The 12,881-nt window shown below is 46.5% G+C and carries 14 protein-coding genes, 1 tRNA gene and 1 other RNA gene; 7 read left to right on the top strand and 9 right to left on the bottom strand.

All coding sequences use genetic code 11. The annotated features are described in order from the left end of the window. The first annotated feature begins 27 nt into the window (after positions 1-27). From dnaJ to rsgA, 3 genes are read left to right on the top strand one after another with little or no spacing between them, the layout of a single operon-like run. The gene (gene dnaJ, locus ON05_RS22375) at positions 28-1,152 is read left to right on the top strand and encodes a molecular chaperone DnaJ (protein ID WP_010473396.1); all 1,125 of its coding nucleotides are present in this window, start codon (positions 28-30) and stop codon (positions 1,150-1,152) included. Then, positions 1,149-1,409, top strand: coding sequence for a sulfurtransferase TusA family protein (locus tag ON05_RS22380; protein WP_010473398.1), 261 nt, complete (start codon positions 1,149-1,151; stop codon positions 1,407-1,409). The genes dnaJ and ON05_RS22380 overlap by 4 nt, the downstream gene beginning before the upstream one ends. Beyond that, a complete protein-coding gene (rsgA, locus tag ON05_RS22385; protein WP_010473401.1) occupies positions 1,406-2,491 on the top strand; it encodes a small ribosomal subunit biogenesis GTPase RsgA in 1,086 nt (361 codons plus the stop codon). Before ON05_RS22380 ends, rsgA begins: the two co-directional genes overlap by 4 nt. Positions 2,492-2,501: 10 nt before the next feature. Here rsgA and ON05_RS22390 read toward each other — a convergent pair whose 3' ends face one another. Further along, complete coding sequence (locus ON05_RS22390) at positions 2,502-3,059, bottom strand: SRPBCC family protein (RefSeq protein ID WP_010473402.1); 558 nt, start codon at positions 3,057-3,059, stop codon at positions 2,502-2,504. Positions 3,060-3,205: 146 nt separating this feature from the next. On the opposite strand from ON05_RS22390, the gene ON05_RS22395 reads away from it, so the two are divergent. Together ON05_RS22395 and psb32 are read left to right on the top strand one after the other, a co-directional pair. Continuing rightward, complete coding sequence (locus ON05_RS22395; protein WP_010473404.1) at positions 3,206-3,907, top strand: HAD family hydrolase; 702 nt, start codon at positions 3,206-3,208, stop codon at positions 3,905-3,907. A gap of 198 nt (positions 3,908-4,105) precedes the next feature. Next, positions 4,106-4,825, top strand: a complete 720-nt coding sequence (gene psb32, locus ON05_RS22400; protein ID WP_010473406.1) for a photosystem II repair protein Psb32 — start codon at positions 4,106-4,108, stop codon at positions 4,823-4,825. Between the two features lie 97 nt (positions 4,826-4,922). On the opposite strand, the gene ON05_RS22405 is transcribed toward psb32, so the two are convergent. Further along, on the bottom strand, positions 4,923-5,930 hold the full coding sequence (locus ON05_RS22405) for a septal ring lytic transglycosylase RlpA family protein (protein WP_010473408.1): 1,008 nt from the start codon (positions 5,928-5,930) through the stop codon (positions 4,923-4,925). Positions 5,931-6,655: 725 nt separating this feature from the next. Here ON05_RS22405 and purM point away from each other — a divergent pair. After that, positions 6,656-7,717 (top strand): phosphoribosylformylglycinamidine cyclo-ligase, encoded by a 1,062-nt coding sequence (purM, locus tag ON05_RS22410; protein ID WP_010473410.1) that lies wholly within the window; start codon positions 6,656-6,658, stop codon positions 7,715-7,717. A 51-nt stretch (positions 7,718-7,768) separates the two neighbouring features. Here purM and ON05_RS22415 read toward each other — a convergent pair whose 3' ends face one another. From ON05_RS22415 to ffs, 3 genes are all read right to left on the bottom strand, one after another. Beyond that, positions 7,769-8,164 (bottom strand): hypothetical protein, encoded by a 396-nt coding sequence (locus ON05_RS22415; RefSeq protein ID WP_010473412.1) that lies wholly within the window; start codon positions 8,162-8,164, stop codon positions 7,769-7,771. Positions 8,165-8,208: 44 nt separating this feature from the next. After that, positions 8,209-8,568, bottom strand: a complete 360-nt coding sequence (locus tag ON05_RS22420; RefSeq protein WP_010473413.1) for a hypothetical protein — start codon at positions 8,566-8,568, stop codon at positions 8,209-8,211. A gap of 111 nt (positions 8,569-8,679) precedes the next feature. After that, positions 8,680-8,776: signal recognition particle sRNA small type (gene ffs / locus ON05_RS22425), an RNA gene on the bottom strand. A gap of 234 nt (positions 8,777-9,010) precedes the next feature. Between ffs and ON05_RS22430 the strand changes: the two genes are divergently transcribed. Further along, positions 9,011-9,084: transfer RNA gene (locus ON05_RS22430), tRNA-Pro, on the top strand. 69 nt (positions 9,085-9,153) lie between these two features. Here the strand turns inward: ON05_RS22430 and ON05_RS22435 are convergent. The 4 genes from ON05_RS22435 to ON05_RS22450 form a co-directional block, all read right to left on the bottom strand. Beyond that, positions 9,154-9,654, bottom strand: coding sequence for a hypothetical protein (locus ON05_RS22435; protein WP_010473415.1), 501 nt, complete (start codon positions 9,652-9,654; stop codon positions 9,154-9,156). Positions 9,655-9,731: 77 nt separating this feature from the next. Beyond that, the gene (locus tag ON05_RS22440; RefSeq protein WP_010473417.1) at positions 9,732-11,372 is read right to left on the bottom strand and encodes a 2-isopropylmalate synthase; all 1,641 of its coding nucleotides are present in this window, start codon (positions 11,370-11,372) and stop codon (positions 9,732-9,734) included. 118 nt (positions 11,373-11,490) lie between these two features. Continuing rightward, complete coding sequence (locus ON05_RS22445) at positions 11,491-12,009, bottom strand: NYN domain-containing protein (protein WP_010473419.1); 519 nt, start codon at positions 12,007-12,009, stop codon at positions 11,491-11,493. Positions 12,010-12,357: 348 nt separating this feature from the next. Then, positions 12,358-12,867: a DUF1269 domain-containing protein gene (locus ON05_RS22450; protein WP_010473421.1), complete on the bottom strand. Its 510-nt coding sequence runs from the start codon at positions 12,865-12,867 to the stop codon at positions 12,358-12,360. Between the last annotated feature and the right edge of the window lie 14 nt (positions 12,868-12,881).

The raw sequence follows: 12,881 nt of genomic DNA on the forward strand, positions 1-12,881 counted from the left end.
ATTAGTGACCTAAGTTAAGAACCATATATGGCCCGCGACTACTACGACATTCTAGGTGTTTCCCGCAGCGCCGACCCCGATGAGCTCAAGCGTTCCTATCGACGTTTAGCCCGTAAGTATCATCCCGATGTCAATAAAGAACCCGGGGCCGAAGATAAATTTAAAGAAATCAATAAAGCCTACGAAACCTTGTCCGATCCGCAAATGCGAGGCCGGTATGACCAGTTTGGTGAGGCAGGGGTCAGTTCTGCGGCAGGGGCGGGCTATCAAGATTTTGGCGACTTCGGTGGATTTGCAGATATCTTTGAAACCTTTTTTAGTGGTTTTGGAGGGAGTCCACAATCAGGAAGACGTCGTTCGGGGCCAGCGCGGGGCGAGGATCTGCGATTTGATCTCAAGCTCAAGTTTAGAGAAGCCGTGTTTGGTGGAGAACAGCAAATTCGCATTTCTCACCTAGAAAGCTGTAAAACGTGTGAAGGAACTGGGGCAAAACCTGGCACTCGACCCCAAACCTGCAATACTTGCCAAGGGTCGGGTCAAGTTCGACGGATGACCCGTACGCCTCTGGGAAATTTTACGCAAGTGTCTGTTTGTCCAACTTGCAACGGTCAAGGGCAAGTGGTTACAGAGAAGTGTGATAGCTGTGGCGGACGTGGGCAAAACCAAGTCAGCAAGAAATTACAAATCAAAATTCCAGCTGGCGTAGATACAGGTACTCGATTGCGGGTCTCCAATGAAGGAGATGCGGGCCAAAAGGGTGGGCCTCCTGGTGATTTGTATGTTTATCTGTTTGTACAAGAAGACTCAGAATTTCGTCGCGATGGCACCAATGTCCTATCTGAGTTTAAGATCAGCTACTTGCAGGCGATTTTAGGTGCCCAACTGCCAGTAAAAACCGTGGATGGAGAAGAGACCATTACGATTCCTGCGGGAACTCAACCAGGCACTGTTTTAACCCTGGAAAATCACGGTGTTCCCCGTTTAGGTAATCCGGTAAGTCGGGGAGACCATTTGATTACGGTCATTATTGATATTCCTAACCGAATTTCTACAGAAGAGCGTGAGTTGTTGGTGCAGCTTGCCAGTATTCGAGCGGAGCAAACTGGGAAAGGCGGAATCGAAGGCTTCCTCGGGGGCATTTTTGGCCGATGACGGAGCCTAGCCCACCGCTTTTGCCAGCATCAGATGACCAAATTGATTTAAGGGGAACACCTTGCCCCCTCAATTTTGTTCGCACAAAACTACATTTGCAAAAAATGGCTCCTGGATCCTTGTTAGAAGTTTGGTTAGATCCCGGCGAGCCCATTGAGCAAGTACCCGATAGCCTCAAAATGGCTGGCTATAAAATTGAACAATTACAGGACTGCTCTGGTTTTTACGCTTTGCAAGTCAGATCGGCTGACCTATGAGTAAGCAGGCACGAGCAGCAACGGATACTCCTTTAACAGGAACGGTGTTAGCTGTTCAGGCCAATTTTTATCAGGTACAGCTTCAGGCCGCACAGAATTTCCCTTCTAGTCAGCTGCTCTGTACTCGCCGCTCTCGTCTCAAAAAGCTGGGGCAGCAAGTCATGGTCGGGGATCAAGTGGTTGTAGAAGAACCGGATTGGTTAGGGCAACGAGGTGCGATCGCAAGTATCCTCCCCCGTCAGTCCCAACTCGCTCGTCCGCCCATTGCCAATGTCAATCAAATCCTATTGATGTTTGCCTTGGCGGAGCCCAAATTAGACCCTCAGCAATTAACCCGATTTTTAGTCACAGCGGAACAGACCCACCTCCCCATTATTCTCTGTTTCAATAAGCGGGATTTAACCTCTTACGCGACGCAAAAAGCCTGGCGCGATCGTATGAAGCGGTGGGGCTATGATCCCATTCTGATCAGTCTCCAAACGGGGGTAGGGTTAAAGGCCCTTGAGCGCCCCCTTAGGGAGCACATCACCGTGGCATCAGGGCTATCAGGGGTAGGCAAATCCAGTCTGATCAACCATTTCATCCCAAACATTGACCTGCGAGTGGGACGTGTCTCGGAACGATGGGGCCAGGGTCGTCATACCACCCGCCATGTCGAGCTATTTGAGCTTTCAAAGGGGGGCTTTTTAGCGGATACCCCTGGTTTTAACCAGCCCAGCCTAGGCAACATTCTGCCAGCTCAGTTAGGCCAGTGTTTCCCCGAAATCCGACAGCGGCTCTCCCAGGCCCGTTGTCAATTTAAGGATTGCCAACATATGGATGAACCCAACTGTGCCGTTCGAGGCGACTGGGAGCGTTACCCTTATTATTTGAATTTGCTGGCAGAGGTAACAGAAGAACATGCCAAGCGGCAAATGACAGCCACGACTGAAACTCGGACGAAGCGCAAATCCGGCAAGCGGGGCAAGATCAAAAATGAGCCCAAGTTAGAAACAAAGCGGTATCGTCGCCCCTCGCGACGCCAACTCCAGCAAGATCTCCAAAATATCGATTTAGATCACCTAGAACATTCATCATCTTGATGGGGAGCTGCTAGCCACCATAGATCTGGTAAAGCCTTTGACGAATCGCGATTAGATTTCGCGGCAGGTCTTTCCCTAGCTGCATTTCTATCGCTCTCACCGGAATTAAACGGGTTGGGCAGACTTGCAAGGTGTAGGTTAAGGTTGTGCCTGACTGATCTTCATTCTGGGTCATTTCCCAAGCGCCTGCAAAGGCATTGAAGTCACCTTCAACCATTTCAAATCGAATGGCATGGGGGAAATCTTCCACCATATCCAGCACAACCCGGGCCGAGAATTTCAGAAATAACGCATTCTTAACGCCAATTTGTTCAATGCGAATGCTTTCCGGATGAGGGATACGCTCACTTTTAGCCAGATTAGGAATAAAGTCGGCTAGGGCTTCATAGTCAATGAGGACATCCCAGATTTGCTCAGGTGAAAAGGGCAAAGAAATCTGGGCTTGGATTTGTCGATGCCGTTTCTCTAATTTCTGTGTTTCTAAGGTGACGGCAGCCAGCTCTTCGGGGGTAATATCTGGCTCCAACTGTTCATCAGGCGTATCTACAAAGCTTAAATCAGTTTCCATGCTGTCTCTGCAGGCGGTAGAAGGTTAGTATTAGCATCTCTATTTGAGGACAAGGACCCGTGATAACACGTTACAATACTTAAAAATATACCGTTCTTAAAGAGAATATCTGCATTGTCTGGCAATGCTTTGGAAAAGATGAATCGATGCCCCGCTTAATTACAGACTTTGATGGTCCAATTGTTGATGTATCTGAACGGTATTATCAGGTTTATCAGTATTGTCTAACCACTATTTCTAGACCGGGGCAAGCTATAAGCCGTCTTCCTAAGTCAAAATTCTGGTTTCTAAAACGATCAAGAATCCCTGAGACTCAAATTGGCATCTATTCAGGACTCGATGAATCCCAGGCAAAGGACTTTGCCCATTTACGTCGAGTTACTGTTCATACGATGCCCTATTTTAAGCATGATCTGATCATTCCCTGCGCCCGAGCTGCACTACAAAAACTCCAGTCCAGGGGAGTAGAACTCGTGGTGATGACCATGAGGCGCACTCGGGAATTAGACTTTGCCCTGTCGAATTATGGGTTAGATGAATTCTTTCGGCCTGAACGACGGTATTGTCTGACCAATGACTATGTGAAGACTCAAGATATTGAAGATAAAACCCTGCTGATGGAAAAGGCGATGCAGGAACTCCCCCCAGATCAAACATGGATGTTGGGTGATACGGAAGCGGACATGATTGCGGCCCAATCCCAAAACCTACCTGCGATCGCAGTTTTGTCTGGCATTAGGGATCAAGCCCAACTTTCTGCTTATCATCCAGACTACATATTGGAAGATATTGCTGCTGCAACAGACTTAATCCTTGAGCAGATCTTGATGTCCAGTGCTTCTGCTTGAAAAGGGCTCACCGTATTTGGGTGGTTTCACTTCCTATTATCAAGGCCATCAATCACAGACTTAAGCAACTCTTATCAGCTTCATTACAATTGTTGATCCCAAGGCAACGGATCAATAGTATGAATAGAGTGAATTGCTTGCATACACTGCTGCATGCACGGTGGCTCATTGAAATACATTGATTGAAGGTTATCTAGGATGAAAGTTCAACTCAACAAACTATGGGATTGGAAAGGACAACTACAGCGGTGGTTGATTGTTGGCCTGCTTACCCTCCTGGTCGGATTACCGCTTTGGTCTCCTCCGGCCTTGGCAACCGTTGTTGAGGATATCCCCAATCTTTCCGCGAGTCAGTCGACTTGGTTAGCCGATAAAGCAGAACTTCTGAGCGTCATTACTGAGCGCTCGGTGAATAAAACCCTTAAACAGATATCCCGACAGACTGGGACAGACGTTAGGGTCATTACCATTCGAGGTCTTAATTATGGTGAGACCGCAGATAGTTTTGCGAACACCTTATTTGAACAGTGGTTCCCTACATCAGAAGACCAAGCAAACCAAGTCTTGCTAGTTTATGATGCTCGTACCAATGCCCCTGCGATTCTAGTGGGCCAAGAAGCCCAGAAATTGCTTTCAGAAGAAACGGCTCAAAGTATCGCCTTTGACAATCTGCTGATTCCTATTCGTAAAGGGAACTACAACGAGGCCTTTATTGGAGCTGGGGATCGATTTGCAGCTGTGATCACTGGGCAAGAAGATCCGGGTCCACCTGAAGTTGAAGTCACCGCTTTTGCTGAAAGTAATTTCCGTACTGCAGAAGAAACCAATGACACCAGCTCCGCCATACTAGTCGTTGTACTACTAATCTTGGCAACAGCCATTCCGATGCTGACTTATTTCTACTATCAGCGTTCATAGGCTAGAAGATCTTCTCATCCTGATTTTCTAGCAATTCAGCTTAAAAAAGCAGCCCCAGATTTGGAGCTGCTTTTTTAAGCTGAAAGCTAACCCTTAACTACTGCAGAATATCCATCTGTACGGGAGCGACACCACTACTGGTCACACCAATCAGTTGAGCAGCACCTTGGGATAAATCTATGATGCGTCCAGGGGTAAACGGTCCGCGGTCATTGATTCGTACAACTACAGAACGCCCGTTATACAAATTGGTGACTCTGACTCGGGTCCCAAAGGGCAAGGTTTTATGAGCTGCGGTCAATGCGTACTGATTATAAACTTCACCATTGGCAGTGTAGTTACCATGAAAGCCTGGGCCATACCAAGAGGCTTCGCCACTAACTTGATACCGGACAGATGTTGCGGCAACGGCAGGAGCAGGAGGCTTAGGGCGACCGGGAATGTCTTTTAACGCCACAGTAGTCCCCATTTGACGACGCAGTAAATTCGTAATCTTCAGGGCGTCATCTCCCATATCCTTGGTAGTTTTGGGGAGTATCGTTAGCTCGCTCATTTCCAGGATGTGGGCGTCGCTTGTCTTAATTACATAGCTCTCGCGCTCTTTATCCCAAATGACCTTAATGTTATTGGCATCAACCCCATCTCGATCCAACTGATTAATCTTGGCGGCAATGGTTGTAGCCCGCCACACCGGATCTTGCTGATTCGCTTCAGGTTGAGCGGTTTCTGATTTGGTTGTAGCGACTTTCTCTGTTTCAGCAGACTTTTCTGTCCCTAGAAATGTAACGACGGGGATATTACGCACATACAAGGTAGCGGCCGGTCGACCCGACTTTTCATAGGCGTGAATTTTTGCGATCGCAGGTTTGTTACTAACCGCGCCCTTAGGTTGACTGTCTCCGACCTTAACCACATCAGCATCTTGAACCTCTTCAGACACATCGGCCTCATCCGAGGTTTCAATTGATGCATCTTGCTCACGGACTGTCTCTGGAGCAGGCTTTTCTACTTCTAGGGTTTGATTGGCCTCACTCGTACTCAGTGCGCTCACAACGGATACCGTAAGTGCGGCAGCTAGGCCAGTTAAAACCAGTTTATTTCTCATGAATGCTCTTGCCTGGAGAGTATAGAAGGACAAGATTGAAAACAGTCTTCCTTAACACAAAATACGGTGGAGACTCTATTAACCTTTACAGGATTCAACCTTCCTTTACAGAACTTAATTACCCTATCACGAACTTTGGGTTGCTGAAATCAGGGATTCTGCTGAGACCAAGACTAAAACTTACCTATTACAAACATTTTGTATTTGACATTCACTAATGCTTAAAGTGCTGAAAGCAAGAAAAATTAATATCTTCAGGCGATTAAGAACTCCAGACAATTGATTAGTAAAAACTATCAGTACATTTCTGCCGTTTGAATATTCAAATACTTTAATCAGCTGAGGATATCATTTTTATAGATATTTTTAGCACAGGAATAATATTAACAGTTGCAAATATCACCAAAAAAGCCCCACATACTCCCATCCTTCAAAAAGCCTTAAGACCTATCTATATATAGCCATCAGAGATTTTGAGAAGATTTTATAACGATAGATATCAGAGGACCCATAGGTTATTTTTATCGATCAGTTCTGGCAAATTTATTAATACGTAGATGGCGTTAATAATTTAGAGGTAAATATCGTTCTTAGTCAGCAATTTTTTAAGATCATTTTTCTAGCTGACTATAACTAGATTGATTTGGTCCTGATGATGTATTGCTTTGGTGGATCATAATCTGTCAATATGTCATGTTGCTCTTAGGTATCGGAAAGGTTTGGGAATGGATTATCGTGACGCTGGTGTGAATATACAGGCAGGACGGACCTTTGTCAGTGATATCAAACAGATGGTAGCCGACACCATTCGCCCGGAAGTTTTAGGCAATCTAGGAGGGTTCAATGGCCTATTCCAATTACCAACAGGCTATCAAGAACCTGTTCTGGTCTCAGGGACGGACGGCGTCGGCACAAAGCTGAAACTGGCTCAAGCTCTCAACCAACATCACACCGTCGGCATCGATCTGGTCGCCATGTGTGTCAATGACGTGCTGACCTGTGGAGCAGAACCTTTATTTTTCCTGGATTATCTCGCCACCAGTCAACTCCAGCCTGAACAGCTTAAGCAAGTCATCGCTGGGATCGCCCAAGGCTGCAAGACAGCTGGATGTGCTCTGTTAGGGGGAGAGACCGCCGAAATGCCTGGGTTTTATCAGCCCAGTGAATATGACCTTGCAGGCTTTTGCGTTGGGATTGTCGATAAACAGAAACTGTTGAATGGAACCAAGATCAACATTGGAGATGCTGTGATCGGTCTGGCCAGTCAGGGCGTTCATAGTAATGGATTTAGCCTGGTGAGAAAGATCGTAGCTGAAGGAATGAATCCCCATCGAGCAGAACCTGGATGGGATTGGCAAGACTGTCCTGAAAGGCTAGGGGGAATGAGCCTAGGCGAAACCCTGCTGACGCCAACTCAAATTTACGTCAAGCCCGTCTTGTCTGTCCTTCGCTCTGGCTTAGATATTCACGGCATGGCCCATATCACCGGAGGCGGATTACCTGAGAATGGACCTCGCTGCTTACAACCCGATCAATCCCTACAGCTCAATATCGGACAATGGCCGATTCCACCTATTTTTGAATGGCTTGCAGAGGCTGGACAGGTGAGTCCAGCCGATATGTTTGAGACCTTCAATATGGGGATCGGATTTATGTTGGTCGTTGCCCCAGAGCAATCCCAGACAGCCCTGGACTGGTTGGGTAAACATCAAATTTTGGCTTACGAGATTGGTTCAGTGGTTCCTGGAAATCAGTCAGTGCTGGGATTACCAATTGCTGGGAGTTGAACCATGGGTTGTCCCCAAAAGACTCAGACATCCTTGAACCCAGAAAGCACCTTAACAAGACTCCCAATCTGGACAGGAATCGGTAGGTGCACCATAAGGATGCATGCCACACACTAGAAAGGCTTCTCCATAAGTTTTGCCATGATAATGGCGACAGCCAACACAAGCAGGCTGCTGATCGAATAGGGGATAAAGCCGTTGGGTTAAAGGTGAAGCCAGATCTTCCAGCTCATGCTCAAACGCAATGAGATCAACAATAATGGGATCAAGCACTTCGTCTAATCCCTGTTCAATCTCTTTCACTACCGGCTCAACATACTCCTCTACCCCTTGCTCAATCTGGGCAAGGGTTTGATCCAGCATGTCTGCAGAAGCATCAAACATCTGCTCAGATTGATGAAGAACCTGCTGTAGAAATGCTTGTATATCCCTAGTCAAATCAGCCATTAACAATCCTTTAATCTGGCAAAAGGCATTATGAGGAGTGCTATTTATGAATCCTGGAGACGGCGTAGTTCTTCTTCAAGTTCATTAACTTGTGCGTGAATATCCTTTGATTCAGATGGAGCCTTTTCTTCAGCTTCGTCTCCTGTCACCAGTTCAATCGTTTGAGGCTGATCGGGATAGGGAACCTCTTCTACCGAGACTTGTGCAGGGGTGTCATTAAACTGATTAAGCCACCGATTTGCCTCTTCAGCATTCATCTCACCACGACGAATCATTTCATCGGCCAACTGCTGAGCTCGCTCTTGGATTTCAGCAACTTTATTACCAGCCTGTTCCCCTGCATAGGAGGCAACGCCAACCCCAAGGTAAAAGGCCTTTTTGACAAAATCAGGAAGGTCGTTCATTGCCTATTAGGAATCCAATCGTTTTGTGGGACAGGGTAAAGGCAGGTCTAAAATCTTGACAGGAACGTAGCGATTTTAGGCTCCTTCAATATCATTATATCCAGATACAAAAGTGACCCGGAGTCCACGCCTATCACAAGCATCCCGTATTGCTGCTACCTTCCGGTCCTGACAAGATTGAGGCGTTGTAATCGCATGGGTCCGAGCCAACATATAGTCTAACATCGTTGCCTCGGATTAACCCAACAAAATGCAAAAAAGGGCATCAACGACTGGCCGTGTTTCGTCTTGATGCCCTTTTTTTAGTTCGCTCCTCACACAGTGGTGATTATATATAATCTGTTGCCGGTTGTCATCTATAAACAAACTGTTTACCAGTCTGAAGGGGAAGCCATCATGATGCTAGGCTAAGGTGTAAGAGTATGCGATACATACTCTGTGACGGGATGTAGCGCAGTTTGGTAGCGCACTTCGTTCGGGACGAAGGGGCCGGAGGTTCAAATCCTCTCATCCCGATTTCATTCAGCAGAAGCACTGCGATTCAACAGCTCCATCACTGACTTATATGGGCGGAACATCCGCCGATTAGTCAGGTTTAGATCTTCGCCCATCTCGATCTTTGAGAATAATGGCCCCTGCCCTTGCCCCTGCTCGTGATGAGGGTAAAGCTAGGGACTTTCGTCTTTGTGCACCCAACGCATCACCCAAGGCACTAATCAAGTTTTGCTTCGTCTTTTCGTGGCTTTGCTTTTCTTGCTCCAAAGCTTGTAATAACTGATCTCGTTCAGCCATCAAATCAGCCATTTGGCTCTGTGAATGCCCACTAGATCCCCCCTTAGACTTTCCTGGTGAAAGCATCAGCATTGGTGCACTGCCTGAAAACTGGCACAGACGCTGAACCTCTGCTCTCAAACCTTGGATTGTTTGCTCAGCCTCGTCCGATTCTTTTTGACGCTGCTGTGCTTCAACTTCATATAAACGACGCCAGCGCTTTGCACTCGCCTGAGCCTGATCTCGCTCATGCATCAGGGCGTCTAATGATCGAGCAGGCTCAGGACTAGAAGGAGTAGGTTGATCAGGGGTCATGAACTTAAATAAGAACAGCTTTTCAGTTCAGCAGATATTGCTGAGCTACCATTGCAAAATTGCAATGGCTCACTGCCCTAAGCATGGACCGTTTGCTCTACTAAAAGATCAGTTTCCTGATTTTGAGTTTTATTTTGCGGTTGGGTTGAGTCATATAAACGATTCAACGCATTGAGATACGCTTGAGCGGATGCCACAATAATGTCCGTATTGGCAGAATATCCCGCATAAATTTTGCCATTCTGCTCTAGACGAATCGTCACTTCACCAATCGCATCAATTCCAGCCGTCACAGACTGGACTGAAAACTCAATTAATCGATTCGGCACTTTAACCACTCGATTAATCGCTTGATAGACCGCATCCACTGGCCCAGTTCCTACCGCAGCATCCGTCAACTCTTGGTTGTCAGGTGTACAAATGGTCACGGTCGCCGTGGGACAGGCATGATCCCCACAGGAAACCTGCACCAACTCCAGACGGAAGCCGCCAATCACTTGGGATTGGGTCTCGTCTTTAACAATGGCTTCTAGATCACGATCGGAGATTTCTTTTTTCTTATCTGCCAGCTCTTTAAAGCGAATGAAGGCTTTATTCAGATCTTGTTCGGACAGCTCCATCCCCAATTCCTGCAGGCGAGTACGGAAGGCGTTTCGACCAGAATGCTTACCCAAAACAATTTGGTTATCCCCTAATCCAATGGATTGGGCATCCATAATCTCATAGGTGAGTTTGTGCTTAAGCACACCGTCTTGATGAATCCCTGATTCATGGGCAAAGGCATTCGTGCCCACAATCGCCTTATTCGGTTGAATCAGCATTCCCGTCAAATTAGAGACCAAGCGGGAGGTTTTGTGAATTTGTTTGGTGTCAATATTGGTGAGGGGAGCTTCAGACTCGGGAGGGCGTCCGAGGAAAGGGTTATAGTACTGGCGGCGCACATGCATGGCCATGACTAATTCTTCAAGGGCAGCATTCCCTGCCCGTTCACCAATGCCATTGATGGTGCATTCCAGTTGGCGAGCCCCGTTTTTAACTGCCTCTAGGAAGTTGGCAACAGCTAAGCCTAGATCGTTATGGCCGTGAACGGAAATAATGGCTTGATCAATGTTGGGGACATTTTCCTTAATACCGCGAATAAGAGCCCCAAATTCTTGGGGGGTGGTGTAGCCAACGGTATCGGGGATGTTAACGGTAGTGGCACCGGCTGCGATCGCAGCTTCTAATACCTGATACAGGAACTCTGGATCGGAGCGAACGGCATCTTCTGGGGAAAACTCTACATCATCCGTAAAAGACTTAGCGAGAGCCACCATGTCTTGGGCAATAGCCAACACTTCAGGCCGCGTTTTTTTGAGCTTATATTCTAGGTGGATGTCGGAAGTGGCAATAAAGGTATGAATGCGGTGATGGAATGCAGGTTTTAAGGCTTTTGCCGCTGTTTTAATATCTTGCTCAGTGGCTCTGGCTAGGCCACAGATAATCGGGCCGTTTTCAGTGCCGACCTCCGCAGCCACTTGCTGGACTGCTTCGAAATCACCAGGGCTGGCAAAAGGGAAACCGGCTTCAATAATATCAACCCCCAACCGTGCCAACTGCCGCGCAATCGTCAATTTTTCATCGATATGCAAAGTAGCCCCTGGAGACTGTTCGCCGTCTCTAAGGGTGGTATCGAAAATGAGAATACGATCGACCTGTTGGGGTTGAATTTTGATCATGATGTTATCCAGTACCCATATTTAGGTAGAAGAAGAAAAGGACACTATCTAAAATTTAGATGTTCTTATTCTAGAGTACTGACCTTAAGATTTGCTGATAAAAGGCAGTTCGGCAGAATCAGGGTTCGGTTTTTTCGATGCGATCGCGAATTTTGTTGAGATCGATGTACCGATCCGTCGCATTCCGAAGTTCACGAGCAATCATGCCTTCCGTCGATACCACCGTTATGTGGGTATTCTTTGAACGCAATAATTCAATTGCCCGTTCAAAATCACCATCTCCACTTAATAGAATAACCTGATCATATTGGTCCACCGTATTAAACATATCGATCACAATTTCGATATCTAAATTGGCTTTTTGAGAATAGCGACCAGATGAATCATCGTAATATTCTTTGAGGATTTTTGTGCGGACGGTATAGCCTAAACTGATGAGGGCATCTCGGAACCCTCTTTGGTCTTGAGGATCTTTTAATCCGGTATACCAAAATGCATTAATTAAGCGAACATCCGTGGGTTCAGTAAAGTAATTTAGAATTCGTCGGGGATCAAAGAACCAGCCATTCTTCTGCTGGGCATAAAACATATTATTTCCATCCACAAAGATGGAGGTCCGATTGACCAAACTATGCATACAATTTTTCTATAATTTTCAATAAGGAATAAAGGTTATATCAGTACTGTATAAATAGATATAAATTTCAGCCTTTTTGCATTCTAACAAAAAAAACTATAAAAGACATTGGGCAATATTTTTTAATGCCCATTCTTGGATACATCTATAGACTGATAAATGTGTTCGGCACAGAGATTTAGAATAAGCCTAGAGATAAAAACAACACTAAAGCTCTTCCTTAGAAAAGTTAAAGCTCTAAAACGATTTAGTTAACCACTCAAGCCTCTCTCTCAGGCAGTCTAACCTTTCCCCACGCAAGATAATGACTGCACCGTTTCACTTGCTGTTTATTCTGTCGTAAGTAGTTTAGTCTGGTCGCTCGTAATAGGCAACATTATCAATGTTGAGGGTTCTGAAAACGCGGTTCGCTTGGCGCATTTTTAGATCTTCTGCATCTCGGACCACTACCAGAAAGGTGCCAGCTTCAATTTGCTCTGCGTAGGGAACGGCTTTATCTAACATCAAGGACAAACCACCACCGGTGACGTATCCTCCTAATGCCCCAGAAGCAGCTCCCAATAGCCCGCCAATCAAGGCATTGGCGAAAAACCCCAAGCTAGGTAGAACATCCACGCGGACCGCCTGATAGAAAATAATGCCCCCTACAAATCCTAGGGGCAGCAAAAAGATCATCATGCGCTGCATTTGCCGTTTCTTAATCAGGGCCGGGTCAAAGTCTTTACAGTCCTCGCCTGTCTTGTAACCTTTGCCAAACAGACTAAGATTGGGTTCCGATAATCCGATCTCTTGCAAGGCTAAATGGACTTCTTCTGCTTGGATGCGATCGCTTAAGGTTGCGATCAAATAGTCGGCCATATTAATTCATCGGG

The organism is Acaryochloris sp. CCMEE 5410, assembly GCF_000238775.2.
In the GTDB taxonomy this organism is placed as follows: Bacteria; Cyanobacteriota; Cyanobacteriia; order Thermosynechococcales; family Thermosynechococcaceae; genus Acaryochloris.

Coding starts and splice junctions, on each gene's coding strand:
- purM (WP_010473410.1), top strand. CDS start 6,656: ATGGATTATCGTGACGCTGGTGTGAATATACAGGCAGGACGGACCTTT.
- rsgA (WP_010473401.1), top strand. CDS start 1,406: ATGAGTAAGCAGGCACGAGCAGCAACGGATACTCCTTTAACAGGAACG.
- ON05_RS22395 (WP_010473404.1), top strand. CDS start 3,206: ATGCCCCGCTTAATTACAGACTTTGATGGTCCAATTGTTGATGTATCT.
- ON05_RS22420 (WP_010473413.1), bottom strand. CDS start 8,568: ATGAACGACCTTCCTGATTTTGTCAAAAAGGCCTTTTACCTTGGGGTT.
- ON05_RS22450 (WP_010473421.1), bottom strand. CDS start 12,867: ATGGCCGACTATTTGATCGCAACCTTAAGCGATCGCATCCAAGCAGAA.
- ON05_RS22415 (WP_010473412.1), bottom strand. CDS start 8,164: ATGGCTGATTTGACTAGGGATATACAAGCATTTCTACAGCAGGTTCTT.
- ON05_RS22445 (WP_010473419.1), bottom strand. CDS start 12,009: ATGCATAGTTTGGTCAATCGGACCTCCATCTTTGTGGATGGAAATAAT.
- ON05_RS22380 (WP_010473398.1), top strand. CDS start 1,149: ATGACGGAGCCTAGCCCACCGCTTTTGCCAGCATCAGATGACCAAATT.
- ON05_RS22435 (WP_010473415.1), bottom strand. CDS start 9,654: ATGACCCCTGATCAACCTACTCCTTCTAGTCCTGAGCCTGCTCGATCA.
- psb32 (WP_010473406.1), top strand. CDS start 4,106: ATGAAAGTTCAACTCAACAAACTATGGGATTGGAAAGGACAACTACAG.
- ON05_RS22405 (WP_010473408.1), bottom strand. CDS start 5,930: ATGAGAAATAAACTGGTTTTAACTGGCCTAGCTGCCGCACTTACGGTA.
- ON05_RS22440 (WP_010473417.1), bottom strand. CDS start 11,372: ATGATCAAAATTCAACCCCAACAGGTCGATCGTATTCTCATTTTCGAT.
- dnaJ (WP_010473396.1), top strand. CDS start 28: ATGGCCCGCGACTACTACGACATTCTAGGTGTTTCCCGCAGCGCCGAC.
- ON05_RS22390 (WP_010473402.1), bottom strand. CDS start 3,059: ATGGAAACTGATTTAAGCTTTGTAGATACGCCTGATGAACAGTTGGAG.